The sequence below is a fragment of the Kitasatospora sp. NPDC024654 genome, from assembly GCF_055559155.1.
Map to the genome: position 1 here is coordinate 174,762 of NZ_JBVHLF010000002.1, position 14,480 is coordinate 189,241.

Genomic DNA, 14,480 nt, shown 5'->3' on the forward strand with positions numbered 1-14,480 from the left:
ACCCGGCAGCGCGGCGATGTCGCGGTGGCGAGTCCGCACGACTCGGTCTGTGCCTCCGTGCTACTGGGTACGGAGGAGATCGACGGGGAGCGGATCGCCGATGGCGAGAGGTCGGAGCTCGGGCGTGAGTGGAGAAGTGCGGTATGACGATCTGATGCGGCCACTGCCGGAGTTACTGAAGAGGCACGCCGAGCGGTCGGCGGATCGGGTGGCGTTCCACGACTTCTCACGCGGCGTCAGCTACGGCGAGTTGGAGCGGCGGACCGGGCGGCTGGGCGGGTCGCTCGCGCGGGCGGGGGTTCGGCGCGGTGATCGGGTCGCGCTCTGTCTGGGCAACTGCGTGGAGATGGTCGAGGGCTGCCTCGCCGTGCTGCGGGCAGGGGCGGTCGGCGTTCTGCTCAATCCCCGCTCCTCCGACGCCGAACTCGACTACTTCCTGGGGGACAGCGGTGCTTCGGCCATCATCACCGACCCTGCGCATCTCGCGCGGCTCTACCGCCTCGGCCCCGCACACCGCGGCCTGCACACCGTGCTCACCGGGACGGGCCCGATCCCCTCGGACGCCCCAGGCGGCACCGTCCTCTTCGAGACCGCGGCCGCGACCGACGGGCCCGCGGCGCCCGACGACCTGGGGCTCGACGATCGGGCCTGGCTGCTCTACACCTCCGGGACCACCCACCACCCCAAGGGCGTGCTCTCCACGCAGCGCGGCGCGCTGTGGTCGGTGGCGGCCTGCTACGCGCCGATCTTCGGACTCTCTCCCGAGGACCGGCTGCTGTGGCCGCTGCCGCTGTTCCACAGCTTCGGACACTCCCTCGCGATCCTGGGCGCTACGGCCATCGGCGTGAGCACCGCGATCGCCGGCGAGCTCCTGACGCCGGGCGACCTGTGGCGCGCACTGCGCACCCCGAGCGACGCCCTCGGCGGGCCGTTCACCGTCCTGGCCGGTGTCCCCACGACGTACCACCGGTTGATGTCCGCGGCCGAGGGCGCCCCGCTTCTCCGGTCGCGGCCCGGACTGAGGCTCTGCGTCACAGCGGGCGCGCCGTGTCCGCCCGCGCTGCGCGGGGCTGTGGAGGAGACGCTCGGCGCGCCGCTGCTCGACGCCTACGGCAGTACCGAGACCTGCGGCGCGATCGCGGTGACCCGCCCGACCGGCCCCCGGACCGACGGGTCCTGCGGGCCGCCGGTGCCCGGCGTCGAGGTCCGCGTGGTCGACCCGGACAGCGGTGTCGACGTCCTCACGGGCGGCGAGGGCGAGATCTGGGTCAGCGGTCCGGGTCTCATGACGGGCTACCACAACCAGCCGGAGGCGACGGCCGCCGCGCTGCGCGAGGGCTGGTACCGGACCGGGGACCTCGGACGCCGCACCGAGCACGGTCACCTCGTCCTCACCGGCCGGGTCAGCGAACTGATCATCCGGGGCGGCGAGAACATCCATCCCACGGAGGTCGAGCACGTCCTGCGGGGCTGTCCCGGCGTGCGGGACGCCGTGGTCCTCGGCCAGCCGCACGCCGTCCTCGGTGAGGTCCCGGTCGCCTTCGTGGTGCCCGGCCCGGACGGCGTCGACCCGCGGCTGGTGCTGGACGCCTGCCGCTCGCTACTGGCGGACCACAAGGTCCCCGTCGAGGTCCGCGAGATCGCGGCCGTCCCGCGCACGCCGTCCGGCAAGATCATCCGCCATGCGGTGCCCAGCAACCCGGTTGCGGCACCGACACCGGCCGGCGGGCCCCTGTACCGCGGGCTGCTGCCACTGCCCCGTGAGGAGCGGGAACGCGCGCTGTGCGAGACGGTGTGCGTGGAGACGGCCCGTCTCAGCGGACGTGCGCCGCAGGCTGAGCCCGACGCGGACGGCTCGTTCGCGGACAACTCGTTCGCGGACCTCGGGCTCACCTCGCTCGGCGCCATCGAGCTGATCGACCGGCTCGCGGCGGCGACCGGGCTGAGCCTGCCGACGACACTGGTCTTCGACCACCCCACCCCGGCCGCCGTCGCCCGCTACCTGCGCACCGGACTGTTCGCCGCCGCACCCGCAGACGCAGTCGCCGCCGCGACCACGACCGCACCGCGGACCGTCGGGTCGGAGGAGCCGCACGGCCGGGACCCGGTGGTGATCGTCGCCATGGCCTGCCGCTACCCCGGGAACGTGGACTCCCCCGAAGGGCTCTGGGAGTTGGTGTCGCAGGGCGCGGACGCGATCTCGGACCTGCCGACCGACCGGGGCTGGGACCTCGCCGCCCTCCACGACCCCGACCCGGACCGGATCGGCTCCTGCTACACGCGCAGCGGCGGATTCCTGCACAGCGCCGCGGAGTTCGACGCGGGCCTGTTCGGTATCTCGCCGCGCGAGGCGCTCGCCATGGACCCGCAGCAGCGGCTGCTGCTGGAGGTCTCCTGGGAGGCGTGGGAACGGGCCGGCATCGACCCGGCATCGGTCCGTGACAGCGACACGGGCGTCTTCCTCGGAGTGATGTACGCCGACTACGCCTCCCGCTTCACCGAGCACGAACTGGAGGCCCACCTCGCTCTGGGGTCGGCCGGCAGCGTGGCCTCCGGCCGGCTCTCCTACGTGTTCGGCCTGCGCGGGCCCGCGATCACCGTCGACACGGCGTGCTCGTCCTCGCTGGTCGCGGTGCACCAGGCGGCCCAGGCGCTGCGCTCGGGCGAGTGCTCGCTGGCGCTGGCCGGCGGCGTCACGGTGATGGCGACCCCCAAGCCGCTGGTCGCGTTCAGCCGCCAGCGCGCCCTTGCGCCCGACGGCCGCTGCAAGTCGTTCTCGTCCACGGCGGACGGCACCGCCTGGGCCGAGGGCGCCGGGGTGCTGCTGCTGGAGAAGCTGTCCGACGCGCGCCGGAACGGACACCCGGTGCTGGCCGTGGTGCGCGGCAGCGCCGTCAACTCCGACGGCGCGTCCAACGGCCTGACCGCGCCCAACGGCCATGCCCAGCGGCGCCTGATCAAGCTGGCGCTGGCCGACGCCGGGCTGCGCACGCACGAGGTGGACGCCGTGGAGGCGCACGGGACGGGCACCGCGCTCGGTGATCCCGTCGAGGCGCGGGCGCTGCTCGCCGGCTACGGCCGGGGCCGGGGACCGGAGGATCCCCCGCTGTGGCTGGGCAGCGTCAAGTCCAACCTCGGACACACCCAGGCCGCCGCGGGGGTCGCCGGGATCATCAAGATGGTCCAGGCCATGCGGCACGGTGAGTTGCCCAGGACCCTGCACGTGGCAGCCCCCACGCCGCACGTCGACTGGTCCTCGGGCCGGGTCGGGCTGCTGACCGCCGCCCGGCCGTGGCCCGCGCCCGCCGGCCGGCCGCGCCGCGCCGGCGTGTCGGCCTTCGGGATCAGCGGCACCAACGCGCACGTGATCATCGAGGAACCGGCCGCCGCCGACCGCGCCCCGCGGCAGGCACCCCCTCCGCCGCAGGGGCCGGCGGCGGTGCCGTGGCTGGTCTGCGGGGCCGACGAGTCGGCCCTGCGCGCCCAGGCCCGGCGGCTGGCGGACCACGTCGCAGCCCGGCCGGGCCTGTCGTCGGCGGATGTGGGCTTCTCACTGGCGGTGTCGAGGGCGGCGCTCACGCACCGGGCGATGGTGCCGGCCGCGGACCGCGAGCGCATGCTGGCCGGACTTCGGGCGATCGCCGACGGCACCTCCGGCGCCGGGGCGGTGACGTGCCTGGCCGACCCGCGCACCCGCCTCGCCTTCCTGTTCACCGGGCAGGGCGCACAGCGCGCGCGGATGGGCGAGGAACTCCGGACGGCGTTCCCCGCGTTCGCCGCGGCCTTCGAGGAGGTCTGCCACGCGCTGGACGGCGAACTCGACCGGCCGCTGGGCACGGTGATCCGCGCCGAGCCGGGCTCACCGGACGCCCTGCTCGACCGCACGGACTTCACCCAGGCCGCCCTGTTCGCCTACGAGGTGGCGCTGTTCCGGCTGGTGGAGTCCTGGGGCGTGCGGGCCGACTTCCTGGCGGGGCACTCCGTGGGAGAGTTGGCGGCCGCGCACGTCGCCGGCATGCTGGACCTCGCCGACGCCGCACGCCTGGTCGCGGCGCGCGGGCGGCTGATGCGGGCGCTGCCCGAAGGCGGGGCGATGGTGGCCCTCGACGCGGCGGAGCACGAGGTCCTGCCCGAACTCGCCGACGTGGCCGACCGGGTGGCGATCGCCGCGGTCAACGGACCGCGCGCGGTGGTGATCTCCGGCGCGCGGGACGCGGTCCTCGCCGTAGCGGCGCGGTTCGAGGCCCGTGGCCGCCGCAGCACGCGGCTCAAGGTCGGCCACGGCTTCCACTCGCCGCTCGTGGACCCGGTGCTCGACGAATTCCGCCGCGTGGCCGAGACGCTGGAGTTCCGGCCGCCGCGGATTCCGGTGGTCTCCACCGTGACGGGGCGTCGGGCCGCGCCCGAGGAACTCGGCTCCGCGGACCACTGGGTGCGGCACGCGCGGCTGCCCGTACGGTTCGCCGAGGCCGTGGAGTGGCTGGGCGCCAACGGAGTCGGGGGCTTCCTGGAACTGGGCCCGCAGCCCGTGCTCACCGCGTACGCGGAAGACTGCTCGGCCTCGCAGGACAGCGGCCCAATGTTCCAGGACGGCGGCGGCCCGGTGTTCGCCTCCGCGGCCCGTGCCGGCGAGCGCGAGCCGGAGACGCTGCTGTCGGCCGTGGCCCGGCTCCACGTGCGCGGCGCCGGCGTCGACTGGCCCGCGGTGTTCGCCGAATGCGGGCTGCGGCGCGTGGAGCTGCCGACCTACGCCTTCCAGCGCCGGAGGTACTGGCTGGACGCGCCGCGCCCGGCCGGGACCGGACCGGCCGCCGGGGAGCATCCGCTGCTGGGCCCGCCGTTCGAGGTGCCTGGCACCGGGCGCACGGTGCTCTCCGGTCTGCTCTCGGCGAGCGCCCAGTCGTGGCTCGCCGACCACGTCGTCGGCGGGGCGCCGCTCGTGCCGGGGACGGCGTTCGTCGAGATGGCCGTGCGCGCGGGCGACGCGGCCGGCTGCGGCACGCTGGAGGAACTCGTGATCCTGCGACCGCTCGCGCTGCCCGCCGCGGGGGTACGGGTCCAGGCCGTGCTGGGGGCGGCGGACGACTCCGGCCGACGGCCCGTCGAGATCCACGCGCGACCGGTGGAGCCCACCGCGGCCGCCTGGACGCGGCACGCCACCGGCGTGCTCGCCCGCACGCCCGGGCCCGGACCGGCACCGGACGAGCACGGCCTGACGCAGTGGCCGCCGCCCGGCGCCACGGCGATCGATCCCACCGGCGCCTACGAAGCCGCGGCGGAGCGCGGTCTGGACTACGGGCCGGTGTTCCGCGGCGTGCGCGCGCTGTGGCGGCGGGACTCGGAGGTGTTCGCGGAGGTCCGGCTGCCCGAGCCGTGGACGGCCGAGGCGGACCGGTACGGCATCCACCCCGCGCTCCTGGACGCCGCCGCGCACGCCTCGCTGCTCGCCGCGCACGGCCCGGGTGGAGGCTCGGACGCGGGCGCGGTCGGCGCCCGGGTGCCGTTCCAGTGGCGCGGCGTGTGCCTGCACACCGCCGCGGCGTCGACGGTGCGGGTACGGATCGCGCCGGTCGGCGGGGCCGGCCCCGGCTCCGAGCACGGCGCGCTCTCGATCACGCTCGCCGACCCGGCGGGCCGCCTGGTGGCCCGCGTCAGCTCCCTGTCCACCAGGGAGCTTCCGGCCGGGCCCCGCCATCCCGGGCAGGACATCGCCCAGCACGCCCTGCTGCGCCCCGACTGGCTCCCCATCGCGCTGCCCAGCCGTGCGCAGCAGTTGGAGGGCTGGACGCTCCTCGGGCCGGACGAGCTGAACCTCGCCACCCTCCTCCCCCTCGCCAGCCCGTCCTCGCGTGCGGACAGCGCGGACGGCACGGCCCTGCCCGGCCACCTGACGGTCACCGCCGTCGGTTCGGGAACGGATCGCGGCCCGCTGGCCGACGTCCACCTGCTGACCACACGGGTACTCAAGGTCCTACAGGACTGGCAGGACGATCCGGCTACCGCGGGCTCGCGGCTCGTGGTGGTGACGCGGGACGCCACCGCTCCCGCGCCGGACCTGGCGGGTGCCGCGGTCTGGGGGCTGGTGCGCACCGCGCAGTCGGAGCTGCCGGGGCGCGTGGTCCTGATCGACGTGGACGCGGACCCCGCCTCCCTGCGCCTGCTGCCCGCGGCGGCCGCCTGCGGCGAGCCCCAACTCTCCCTGCGCGCCGGGCGGGCGACGGTGCCGCGGCTGGTCGACGTTCCGCTGGCACTCCCCCAGCCCGAGCCATCGCCGACCGGGACCACCCCGGCCCGCCGCTCCGGCGCCTTCGACCCGGGCGGCACGGTGCTGATCACCGGCGGGACCGGAGCGCTGGGTGCGGACCTGGCCGGGCACCTGGTCGACGCGCACGGGGTCCGCCACCTGCTGCTGATCGGGCGGCGCGGCCCGCACGCACCGGGTGCCGACGCCCTGCGCGCGACGCTGGCGGAGCGGGGCGCGCAGGTCAGGATCGTCGCGTGCGACGCGGCCGACCGGGCCCGGCTCGCCGAGCTGATCGAGCAGTGCGATCCCCCGCTGACCGCCGTCGTGCACGCCGCCGGGGTCCTCGACGACGGAGCGCTGGCCGCGTTGTCCCCCGAGCGGCTGGCGGCGGTCCTGCGGCCGAAGGCGGACGCGGCCTGGCACCTGCACGAGTTGACCCGCGACCGGGACCTGTCGGCCTTCGTCCTGTTCTCCTCGATTTCGGGCGTGCTGGGCCGGGCGGGCCAGGGCAACTACGCCGCGGCGAACTCGTTCCTGGACGCGCTCGCGCAGCACCGGGCCGCGGCCGGCCTGCCCGCCGTCTCGCTGGTGTGGGGCCGGTGGGGCCACGATGCGGGCATGGGTGCGCAGTTGACCGAGGCCGCGGGGCACGCGAGGTCCGCCGAGGTGGTCCGGGCGTTCACTCCCGCGCAAGGACTTGCCCTGTTCGACGCGGCGCTTCGGACGGGAGCTCCCGTACTCGCACCGGTCCTGCTGGACCGGGCCGCTCTGCGCAGCACCGCAGGACAACTACCGCCGCCGCTACGCGACTTGGTGCGCTCCGGCCGGCCCGCCGCCGAGGCGCGGAGCGGTGCGACGGACGCGCCCCAGAGCACTCGGGAGGCCTCGGCGCCCGGAGCGTGGCGCGCACTGCTGGCCGGACTGCCCGCCGAGGAGCGCAGGGCCGCGCTCACGGACCTGCTGCGCGGCGATGTGGCCGCGGTGCTCGGCTACTCCGGCGCGCAGGCCCTGCCCACCGGCAGGACCCTGACCGAGCTCGGCTTCGACTCCCTGACGGCGGTGCAGATCCGCAACCGGCTGAGCATGGCCCTGCGCCTGCGACTGCCTGCGGCCGTGGTGTTCGAGCACCCGGTGTTCGAGGACCTCGCCCGCCACGTGCTCGACCTGCTGGACGATCTGCCCGCCGGTACAGCACCGGAGCGGCCCGATCCCCGGGCCGCACCGCCCACCGGCCGTCGCGCGCAGACGCTCGCGTCGCTGTATCGCACGCTCTGCGAGAAGGGCCACGCGGTGGCCGCCATGCACCTGGTGGTCGCGGCGTCCTCGGCCGCCGCGACGTTCGGCTCCGACGACGCCGCGCAGCACGCCGTGCCGCCGCTGCGCCGGGCCCAAGGCCGCGCCGGCGCCCCCGTCGTGGCCTTCTTCCCCGACCACCGTCCGCTCCCCGCGCTCCCGGGCGGCGGGTTCGCGGCTCTGCACGCCTGCTTCGACGGCGAGTTGGACATCCTGGAGTTCCCGCACCCGGGCATCGGCGCGGGGTGCGCCGTCCCGGCCGACCGGGAGACGCTCGCCCGTCTCCACGCCGAGACAGTGCTGCGGCACGTCGGCAACCGGCCCGTCGTCCTGGTCGGCGCCTCCGCCGGGGGCTCCGTCGCGCACGCCGTGACCCGCCGGCTCGAACTCATGGGATCCGCTCCCCTGGGACAGGTGCTGATCGACACGTATCTCGTCCACCAGGGCAACCACTCCACGGACTGGCTGACCGCCCTGGCCGCCCCGCCGGAAGCGCGGGTGGGCTTGGACGGGTCGACCGGCGACGAGGACGCCGCCGTCGCGGCCATGGGCGCCTACACCGGGCTCTTCATGGACTGGCGGCCGGAGCCCGTGGACACCCCGACCCTGTTCGTCGGGGCCGCGCGGCCGACCCCCTTGATGGCGGCGCGCGCGGACGGCAGCGCCTGGCGTACGTCCTGGCCGCTGCCGCACCAGCGCGTCGACGTGCCCGGCGACCACCTCTCCCTGGTGCGGGAGCACGCCGCCACCACGGCGGCCGCGATCCGCGCCTGGATCGACTCCCTCGGCCACGCGGACGCCAGGTACGGCCGTTGGTCGCCCACGCCAACATGATCCACGCAACCAGGAGCGGCCTCGGCCCCGCCGGTCTGCGGGCCGCCCACAGCACGCTGACCGAACTGGTCATGGCCGTGGCCGTACGCCGTTTCGACGACGTGGAACCCCGCCTCGCTCCCGCGCTCACCCAGGCCGCCGAGGACGTCGTCGACAGCCTGCTCACCGATCCGGGGCTGTCCCCGGCGATGCTGGCACATCAGCTCAACGTCTCCGTGCGCACCCTGCACCGGGCCTTCACGAGAACGCAGGAGTCAGTGACCGCCTACATCCGCCGCCGACGGCTGGAAGAGGCCCGGCTCGCCCTCACCACCACGTACGGGCGGTCGAGCAGCTCCGAACTCGCCGCGCACTGGCAGTTCGCCGACAGCAGCCACTTCACCCGCGCCTTCAAGCGACATTGCGGACAGACGCCCACCGACTACGCCCGCAATGCCTCGCGCTGAGCCAGCCCTGTCGGCCGGATCAGGACCAGCTCAGCATCCAGCGCGCCCGTCGACCTCACCCTGCTCGACCCGCACCTGCCGGACAGGCACGGGCTCCAGCTCTGCCGGACGCTGCGGAGCGCCGGCCACGGCACCGACATCATCGCGGTCACCTCGGCGCGCGAGCCGGCGACGGTCCGGCAGGCGGTGTCGGCCGGTGTGGTGCAGCACCTGCTGAAGCCGTTCGGCCCGGCGGTGCCGCACGAACGGCTGGACCTTACGCGCGCTACCGCGCGACGGTCGGCCGCGCGGGCGAGGCGACCGGGCAGGACGAGGTCGACCAGGCCTTCGCGGTGCTGCGGACCGCCGAGCGCAGCACCCTGCCCAAGGGCCTGGGCGCGCCGACCCCGGACACCGTCGCGGCGGTGCTGCGGGCGGCGGACGGCAGCCTCTCCGCCGCCGCGGCGGGCGCGGCGCCGGGTGTCTCACGGACCACCGCGCGCCGCTACCTCGAGCACCTGGTCGACACCGGGCAGGCCGTCCGGGAGCCGCGGTACGGCCAGGTGGGCCGCCCCGAGCTCTGCTACCGCCCGCGCCGCCCGGACACCTCGTAGCGGCAGTCCTCATGGACTTCTCATCCCCCCGTTCATCTGGCAATCAGGCCATCGGCGTTGAATCTTGAGTTACTGGTAGTGAGCTACACTCACCCAACCGCACCAGAACAACTGTCCGGTAGCGCACGCACGGGCATCGGCCGCGTGCCACGGGCCGGAGATCACGCGAGGGATTTGATTCATGTCAGAGGCTTCCCCCAAGGTCGTTGTCGTCGTTCCCACGTACAACGAGCGGGAGAACCTGCCCGTGCTGGCCGGGCTGCTCAAGGACCTGCGACTGCCGAACCTGCACCTGTTGGTGGTGGACGACAGCTCACCCGACGGCACGGGCGAGCTCGCGGACAAGCTCGCGGCCGAATCGCCCGACTCCGTCAGCGTGTTGCACCGCACCGAGAAGGACGGCCTGGGGCGCGCATACATCGCCGGGATGAGCCGGGCGCTGGCCGACGGCGCGGACGTGGTGATCCAGATGGACGCCGACCTCTCGCACCCGGCCTCGGCGCTCCCGGCCATGCTCGACACACTGCGCACCAAGGACGCCGCCGTGGTGCTCGGTTCCCGCTACGTCGCGGGCGGCTCGACCGCCGCGGAGTGGCCGTGGCACCGCAAGGCCCTGTCGGCCTGGGCGAACTTCTACGTCAACACGCTGCTGCGGCTGCGGGTGAAGGATGCCACCGCCGGGTTCAAGGCGTGGCGGGCGGAGACCCTGCGCGCGATCGACCTGCAGTCGATCCACAGCAACGGCTACTCCTTCCAGGTCGAGATGAACTACCGCACGGTCAAGCGCGGCATGCGGATCATGGAGGTGCCGATCCGCTTCGAGGAGCGGGTCAAGGGCGCGTCGAAGATGAGCATGGCCGTGCAGGTCGAGTCCGCGCTCGCGCCGTGGAAGCTTCTCTTCGGCCGGATGAACTGACTCGGTAGCGCAACCACCTTGGCCGCCCGCGCTGTTGGACCGTCAGCGGACCAGCCGCGGGTGGCCGCGGTGCCGCTCCCACTCGGGAGCCAGGACGGACATCAGGATCTCGTCCACCCAGCGGTCACCGTCGCGCAGGGCGTCGCGGTGCACCCCCTCGACCACGAACCCGACGTTCTCGTAGGCACGGCGGGCTCGGGGGTTGAACGCGAAGACGTCCAACGAGAGCCGGTGCAGCCCGAGTTGCTCGAAGGCGTGGCCCGCCATCAGGCGCATCGCCTCGGTGCCGAGGCCGCGGTTGCGGCCGGCCGGACCGAGCGCGATCCGGATGTTGCAGCTGCGATGGTCGGGCTGCCACGCGTTGAGCACCACCTCGCCCACACAACAGCCGGTCGCCCGGTCGACCACGGCCAGGTCCAACCGGTCGGTCTGCCCGTTGCGGGTGTCGTACCACTGTCGGAACCGGAGCTCGGCGGCCTCGTCCCAGGGCGGCGACGGGGCCTCCTCGGGCGCGCCGTCGGCCATGCGGGCCACCTCCGGATCGCGCAGCATCTCGCGCAGCGCGTCGAGGTCGCCGGCCGGTTCGAACGGGCGTAGCAGGACCCGCTCTCCGCTGAGGACGGGCTTGGTCGCGAAGTCCGGGTGCGCGTGCTCGGCCATGCGGCCGATTGTGGGCAACGACCCGCCCGCCTGGCAACCGGGCCTCCCTTTCGGGCGGCGTCGGCCGCCCGAAAGGGAGGCGGTCCGACACGCCGCGTCCGGAGCCGGGTGTCGGGTCGGCCACCGGGTCTGCGGTATCCAGTTGGTCATCCAATGGTCCGTCAGCTGCCCGACCCCGTGGTGAGGCCTGCCCCGTGTTCATCCAGCCCACCAGGCGTGCGGCGGCTTGCGCCGCGCTCTGCCTGGTGTCGTTCACCGTCTTCGGCCTCGCCCAGCGGGCGGCCGCGGTGTCCTTCATCGACCTCGCGGTCTACCGCGCGGCGGGCTCGACCGTCCGGGCCGGGCGGGACCTCTACGCGATGCGCGTCACCGGTCTGGACCTGCCCATGACCTACCCACCCTTCGCCGGCCTGCTGTTCACCCCGCTGACCCTGCTCAGCATGCCGATGGCGCGGCTCGCCGCCACCGTGGCCAACCTGCTGCTGGTCATCGTGTTCGTCCACCTCTCGCTCCGACTGGTCGACCGTCCGGACCGGCCGCCGCGCACCGCGGTGACGCTGTTCGTGGCGGCCTTCGCGGTGTGGTGCGAGCCGGTCTGGAGCACGGTGGGCAACGGGCAGGTCAACCTGCTGCTGGCGGTGGCGGTGCTCGGGGACCTCACGCTGTGCACCGGCCGGCGCTGGGCCGGTGTCGGCACCGGGCTGGCCGCCGGCGTCAAGCTCACCCCGCTGCTGTTCGTCCTGTTCCTGACCGCGGCCGGTGCCCTCGCCCGGCGGCGGCGCGGTACGCCCGAGGAGCGGCGCGCCCCGGACCCCTGGCTCCGCTCGGCCGCCGGGGCCACGGCCGCCTTCGTGGCCACCGTCGCCGTCCCGGGCCTGCTCATGCCGCGCGACTCGCTCCGCTTCTGGACCACGACGGTCTTCCAGCCCTCTCGCCCGGGTGACGCCGCGCACGACGCGAACCAGTCCGTCCGCGGCCTGGTCGCCCGGCTGCTCGGCACCACCGACCCCGGACTGCCCTGGCTCGCCACCGCCCTGGTGCTCGCGCTGCTCGGGCTCGGCACCGCCGCCCTGCTAGCCACGGGCCACCGGGACCGGCCGGACCGCGCCTGGCCGCTGCTCTGCTGCGCCACCACCACGCTGCTGGTCAGCCCGGTCTCCTGGTCGCACCACTGGGTCTGGTGCGTGCCGCTGACCCTGCTGGTCGCCGCGGAGGCCCGGCGGCGCGGCTCGTGGCCGTGGTGGGGCGCGGCCGCGACGATGTGGCTGACGTTCTCGTCCTTCGCGGTCTGGTGGGCACCCGGCCTCACCGTGCTCCCCACCGCCGTGACCAGTGGGCTCTACACGGCCGCCGCGCTGGCCTTCCTCGCCGCCTGCGTGGCGCGCTGCCTGGCCGACCGCCGTGCCGCCGAGCGGTAGCTCAGGGGGGGGCGGCGGCGGGGAAGGTCAACCGGTGGTGAGACCGAAGACGGCGATGAGCAGCAGGTAACCGATCACCACGACCGCGACACCCCCCAGCTGGCCGCGAAGGGACCCGTTCCGCTTCGGCTCGAGCCAGGAGCCGAGGACTCTGTTCACCAGGGGCATCAGGAGCCACGTCAGAATGCTGACGCTCAACATGTTGCTGATGAACAGCGCCAGGTACCCGGCGACCCCCTGGGAGTCGAGTACCCGGCCCACCGTCAGGTTCAGGACCATGACCGTGGGATAGAGGGCGAGCAGCACCGTCATGGCCTGTTTCCAATTGGGCGGAGCGCCTTCCGACGCCTTCTCGCCGAAATGGAACCAACCACTGAACGCCGATCCGACCTTCCGCACCTCGTAGGCGGAGAAATACTGACGCCCCTCCTCCAGGAGATTCTCGCGGACCTCTGACCCGAGCCATTCCTCCAAGTGTTCGCGCGTGTCGAAACGGGACACCACGACCCAGTGCTCCTGAATCCCCCTCACGGGACTGAATAGCTCGGACCCCATGAAACCGGGAAAAGCCTCCTGGGCCCCCGTGATCTTTTTCTGCCAGCGCACGAAATCTTTCTCGCGCCCGGATCTGACATCATGGGAGATGACCGCCGTGACCGCGTCCCGAGTTGCCTTCCCGCCGCTGAGCACCTCCTGTCTCGGGGTTTCCTCGAACAGCTCGGCCCCCTCGTCGAGGAGTCTCCGACGTGCACTCGACTTCAGCCAGGCGGTCAACTGGTCGATGTGCGAGAAGCGGAAGACCACCACCCATTCGTTCTCCTCGCCAGGGCCCGGTGGATACGACTCCGTGCTCTCGAACCCGTCGAAACCCCGCACGGTCCGGTTCGTCCTCTCCTGCCAGCGCTGGTAGTCGCCCTCGCGGCCGGACCGGATCCTCTGGGACGTCACGACTGTCGCGCCGCCATCTCCACCGCCGGGGTCGCGACCCGGGCGCCGGCTTGCACGCTCGCTCATGCGAAGTAGCATAGATCAAAAGGCACTTAACAGAAAATTGGGACAAAGTAGCCCTACAAAATAGCCCTTAGGACAGAGTCCCTCGCCGACTGCTGGGCGGAGGTTTCCGGCATGGCACACGAGGATTTCCTGACCGAAGCGGTACGGCTGGCCATGGAGTCCGTGGAGATGGGCTGGGGCGGCCCGTTGGGTGCTGTGATCAGCCGCGACGGAGAGATCGTCGCCAGCGGACAGAACCGCGTGCTCCTCACCGGTGACCCCACCGCGCACGCCGAGCTCTGGAACGGGCTCAGGCCGGAACGGTACCCCGACGTGATCGTCCGCGCCGCCTGCGAGCAGGACGTTCCAAAAGCCCTCGGGCTGGCCCGATCCCGCGGTCTGCGGGTCGCCGTTCGGTCGGGCGGACACAGCTGGTGCGGCTCACCGCTGCGGGACGGGGGATGCTCCTCGACCTCTCCGGACTCCGTCAGTGGGAGATCGACACCGACTCGGCGACGGCGACCGTGCAGCCCGGTGCCATCGGCAGTGCGTTCGCGGCGGAGCTCGCCCGGCACGACCTCGCCTTTCCGGCGGGGCACTGCGCCACCGTAGCCCTCGGCGGGTACCTCCTCAGCGGCGGCCTCGGCTGGAACTCCCGCCTGTGGGGACCGGGCTGCGCGAGCGTGCGGGAGATCACGGCCGTGACGGCCGGGGGTTGACGTGGTCAGGTGCACCGAGGACGAGCATCCCGGTCTGTTCTGGGCGGCACGACCTGCTGGGCCCGGTGTACTTCGGCTCGGCGATCTCCGGGGAGGGCGTGAGCGATCTCCCCGACGGGATCGAACGCTTCCTTCCCACCGCCCCCGGGCGGCCGACGGCGACCTGCGCGGCTCGGTCTTCGCCGTCGACCGCACCGCCGACGGACGGGCGTGCGCCTACGTGCGGCTGTTCGACGGCGAGCTGCACGAGCGCCGGCCCGTCGCCGTACACCGCCTGGAGCCGGACGGCACCACGAGCGAACGGGCCGAGCGCCCCACGGCGGTGCACGTCGTAGGCGCGTCCGGAGGCGCCGACGGGCCCGCG

At 73.9% G+C, this 14,480-nt stretch carries 7 protein-coding genes and 2 pseudogenes; 7 read left to right on the forward strand and 2 right to left on the reverse strand.

From position 1 onward, the window contains the following. Nucleotides 1–154 precede the first annotated feature (154 nt). From ACZ38L_RS02050 to ACZ38L_RS02065, 4 genes and pseudogenes are all read left to right on the forward strand, one after another. Complete coding sequence (locus tag ACZ38L_RS02050; protein ID WP_465688320.1) at nucleotides 155–8,371, forward strand: type I polyketide synthase; 8,217 nt, start codon at nucleotides 155–157, stop codon at nucleotides 8,369–8,371. Then, nucleotides 8,368–8,817, forward strand: a complete 450-nt coding sequence (locus tag ACZ38L_RS02055) for a helix-turn-helix domain-containing protein (protein WP_465688322.1) — start codon at nucleotides 8,368–8,370, stop codon at nucleotides 8,815–8,817. Before ACZ38L_RS02050 ends, ACZ38L_RS02055 begins: the two co-directional genes overlap by 4 nt. Nucleotides 8,818–8,862: 45 nt before the next feature. After that, nucleotides 8,863–9,410 (forward strand): annotated as a pseudogene (locus tag ACZ38L_RS02060) (response regulator); the annotation flags it as partial. Between the two features lie 181 nt (nucleotides 9,411–9,591). After that, the gene (locus ACZ38L_RS02065) at nucleotides 9,592–10,326 is read left to right on the forward strand and encodes a polyprenol monophosphomannose synthase (RefSeq protein ID WP_465688324.1); all 735 of its coding nucleotides are present in this window, start codon (nucleotides 9,592–9,594) and stop codon (nucleotides 10,324–10,326) included. Between the two features lie 42 nt (nucleotides 10,327–10,368). Here the strand turns inward: ACZ38L_RS02065 and ACZ38L_RS02070 are convergent, their stop codons facing one another. After that, nucleotides 10,369–10,986: a GNAT family N-acetyltransferase gene (locus tag ACZ38L_RS02070; protein WP_465688326.1), complete on the reverse strand. Its 618-nt coding sequence runs from the start codon at nucleotides 10,984–10,986 to the stop codon at nucleotides 10,369–10,371. A gap of 194 nt (nucleotides 10,987–11,180) precedes the next feature. Between ACZ38L_RS02070 and ACZ38L_RS02075 the strand changes: the two genes are divergently transcribed. After that, a complete protein-coding gene (locus ACZ38L_RS02075; protein WP_465688328.1) occupies nucleotides 11,181–12,404 on the forward strand; it encodes a glycosyltransferase 87 family protein in 1,224 nt (407 codons plus the stop codon). Between the two features lie 27 nt (nucleotides 12,405–12,431). On the opposite strand, the gene ACZ38L_RS02080 is transcribed toward ACZ38L_RS02075, so the two are convergent. Next, the gene (locus tag ACZ38L_RS02080) at nucleotides 12,432–13,418 is read right to left on the reverse strand and encodes an antibiotic biosynthesis monooxygenase (protein ID WP_465688330.1); all 987 of its coding nucleotides are present in this window, start codon (nucleotides 13,416–13,418) and stop codon (nucleotides 12,432–12,434) included. Between the two features lie 111 nt (nucleotides 13,419–13,529). Between ACZ38L_RS02080 and ACZ38L_RS02085 the strand changes: the two are divergent. Then, nucleotides 13,530–13,685, forward strand: a pseudogene (locus ACZ38L_RS02085) (nucleoside deaminase); the annotation flags it as partial. 173 nt (nucleotides 13,686–13,858) lie between these two features. Next, complete coding sequence (locus ACZ38L_RS02090; RefSeq protein WP_465688332.1) at nucleotides 13,859–14,116, forward strand: FAD-binding protein; 258 nt, start codon at nucleotides 13,859–13,861, stop codon at nucleotides 14,114–14,116. Nucleotides 14,117–14,480: the final 364 nt, after the last annotated feature.

Excerpts from the sequence above, each read along its gene's own strand:
- ACZ38L_RS02065 (WP_465688324.1), top strand. The coding sequence starts at position 9,592 with ATGTCAGAGGCTTCCCCCAAGGTCGTTGTCGTCGTTCCCACGTACAAC.
- ACZ38L_RS02050 (WP_465688320.1), top strand. The coding sequence starts at position 155 with ATGCGGCCACTGCCGGAGTTACTGAAGAGGCACGCCGAGCGGTCGGCG.
- ACZ38L_RS02070 (WP_465688326.1), bottom strand. The coding sequence starts at position 10,986 with ATGGCCGAGCACGCGCACCCGGACTTCGCGACCAAGCCCGTCCTCAGC.
- ACZ38L_RS02055 (WP_465688322.1), top strand. The coding sequence starts at position 8,368 with ATGATCCACGCAACCAGGAGCGGCCTCGGCCCCGCCGGTCTGCGGGCC.
- ACZ38L_RS02080 (WP_465688330.1), bottom strand. The coding sequence starts at position 13,418 with ATGAGCGAGCGTGCAAGCCGGCGCCCGGGTCGCGACCCCGGCGGTGGA.
- ACZ38L_RS02090 (WP_465688332.1), top strand. The coding sequence starts at position 13,859 with ATGCTCCTCGACCTCTCCGGACTCCGTCAGTGGGAGATCGACACCGAC.